This window comes from Xenorhabdus aichiensis (assembly GCF_028598775.1).
Classification (GTDB): Bacteria; Pseudomonadota; Gammaproteobacteria; order Enterobacterales; family Enterobacteriaceae; genus Xenorhabdus; species Xenorhabdus bovienii.
In genome coordinates, this window is sequence record NZ_JAQRFO010000110.1 from 1 (window position 1) to 1,479 (window position 1,479).

A 1,479-nucleotide genomic window follows, 5' to 3' on the forward strand; every position below is an offset into this window, starting at 1 on the left:
GTTAACACCAAAACAAATGTTGCAAATAAGGATAAACGAGACATCACGGATGAGGCAATAAAAGCCGTTCTGGAGCATTTTTACCATCATCGTGAAAACCATGAAATGGAAATGAAAAATGGGGATATCCTCAACGTTTTAATTAGTGTTACAAAAGGAGAATAACAATGCTGAGTGATAAAAAACAGCAACTTGTTTCTGAATCATCTAGGCAGCTCAATGCACTAGGTATTAATCACACCATTGATACCTGTGGAACGATAACGGTACAAACTAAGCAAGGTAAGGTTATATTTTTCCCAACAAAAAACAAAATCCAATACAAAGGAACTGTTACCGCAGGAGGATTAAATAACGTTAAAAATTTGGTTGAGTCATTAGGGTTATCTGGCGAAATAGCTCCACAAAAGAATAAACCGGATGAGATGACACTGAGGGATTATTTCGCGGCTCAAGCTATGAATGCACTGTATACTGATCTATACGCAACCCATGCGGGTGACGAAAATAGGGCAGTAGGGATAGCAGAAATATGTTATTTAGTTGCAGATGCAATGCTGAAAGCACGGGAGAATAACAATGCCTAAACACATTCACGCAGATTTAATTACTGAGTACGCTAGATTGTCTCATATTACCGATAGGCCGTGGGAGTATTTTGAGATTAAGTATGAAGTTAATGGCGAATGGGAGTCTTGTACAATCGTACTCTCATTTAGTCACTTATTTGAGTATCGTTTAAAACCCCGCACTATCAAAATCGGGGGGATAGAGGTTCCAGAACCCGTGAGGGAGCCGTTGGAAGATAACACTAGATACTATTGTCCTTACATTGGGATATTTGGAGATCCCTGGGGTGAGCTGTGTAGATGGGAGGGCAGCGAATATGATTTACGAAGACTGAAAAACGGCCTAATCCACCTCGACCGCAAATCTGCCGAAATACACGCCCGCGCCCTCATCAGCCTGACCCAGAAATAACCCCAACCTCAGAAATCATTAATCGTTTTCACTAGCGAGGGATTTTTACATGCGTAATAACATGCGCGATGGATGCGCGGTCGTGCCAACAAAACCACAGGCAGTCAGGAACAGGCGCGCATGGAAGCGCCGAATCACGTTATTCATCATATCAGCAATCTTATTTATTCCAGTCTGACGACGGGAGGTAATCATGTATCCAACCACTATTAGCTACAGCTATGTCGAAAAGAAAGAAACGGTCAGACACGGACGCAACCATATTACGTACACCTACCTCGGTGACTTGCAAATTGATATGACATTCTCAGAGTTTGCTAAACGCTCCAGCCCGGATGTTAGTGAAATGTTCTCATATATCATGACGCATTGCGATGAAGAACGGTTCACAGAAGAATTCAGGAAGGCGGGATATGGATATCGGCATCTTATGGCTATCGCAGAACAGATGCTCAAGGAGGCTGCATGAGATACGACTACAACCCCTATGGCGCTCAG

The 1,479-nt window shown here is 42.8% G+C and carries 4 protein-coding genes; 3 read left to right on the forward strand and 1 reads right to left on the reverse strand.

The features are described 5' to 3' along the window. Nucleotides 1–165 (forward strand): DUF7446 family protein (locus tag PSI22_RS21665; RefSeq protein ID WP_442316505.1); only part of this gene is annotated, 165 nt, incomplete at its 5' end. A 2-nt stretch (nucleotides 166–167) separates the two neighbouring features. Continuing rightward, on the forward strand, nucleotides 168–587 hold the full coding sequence (locus tag PSI22_RS21095; protein WP_273581438.1) for a hypothetical protein: 420 nt from the start codon (nucleotides 168–170) through the stop codon (nucleotides 585–587). Nucleotides 588–1,026: 439 nt separating this feature from the next. On the opposite strand, the gene PSI22_RS21100 is transcribed toward PSI22_RS21095, so the two are convergent. Continuing rightward, a complete protein-coding gene (locus PSI22_RS21100; protein WP_155272412.1) occupies nucleotides 1,027–1,176 on the reverse strand; it encodes a hypothetical protein in 150 nt (49 codons plus the stop codon). Between PSI22_RS21100 and PSI22_RS21105 the strand changes: the two genes are divergently transcribed. Continuing rightward, nucleotides 1,175–1,450, forward strand: coding sequence for a hypothetical protein (locus tag PSI22_RS21105; RefSeq protein ID WP_273581439.1), 276 nt, complete (start codon nucleotides 1,175–1,177; stop codon nucleotides 1,448–1,450). The two genes, PSI22_RS21100 and PSI22_RS21105, sit on opposite strands and share 2 nt — an antisense overlap. Nucleotides 1,451–1,479: the final 29 nt, after the last annotated feature.

Bases quoted from the DNA above. Each gene is read 5' to 3' on its own strand.
- PSI22_RS21095 (WP_273581438.1), top strand. From the start codon at position 168: ATGCTGAGTGATAAAAAACAGCAACTTGTTTCTGAATCATCTAGGCAG.
- PSI22_RS21100 (WP_155272412.1), bottom strand. From the start codon at position 1,176: ATGATTACCTCCCGTCGTCAGACTGGAATAAATAAGATTGCTGATATG.
- PSI22_RS21105 (WP_273581439.1), top strand. From the start codon at position 1,175: ATGTATCCAACCACTATTAGCTACAGCTATGTCGAAAAGAAAGAAACG.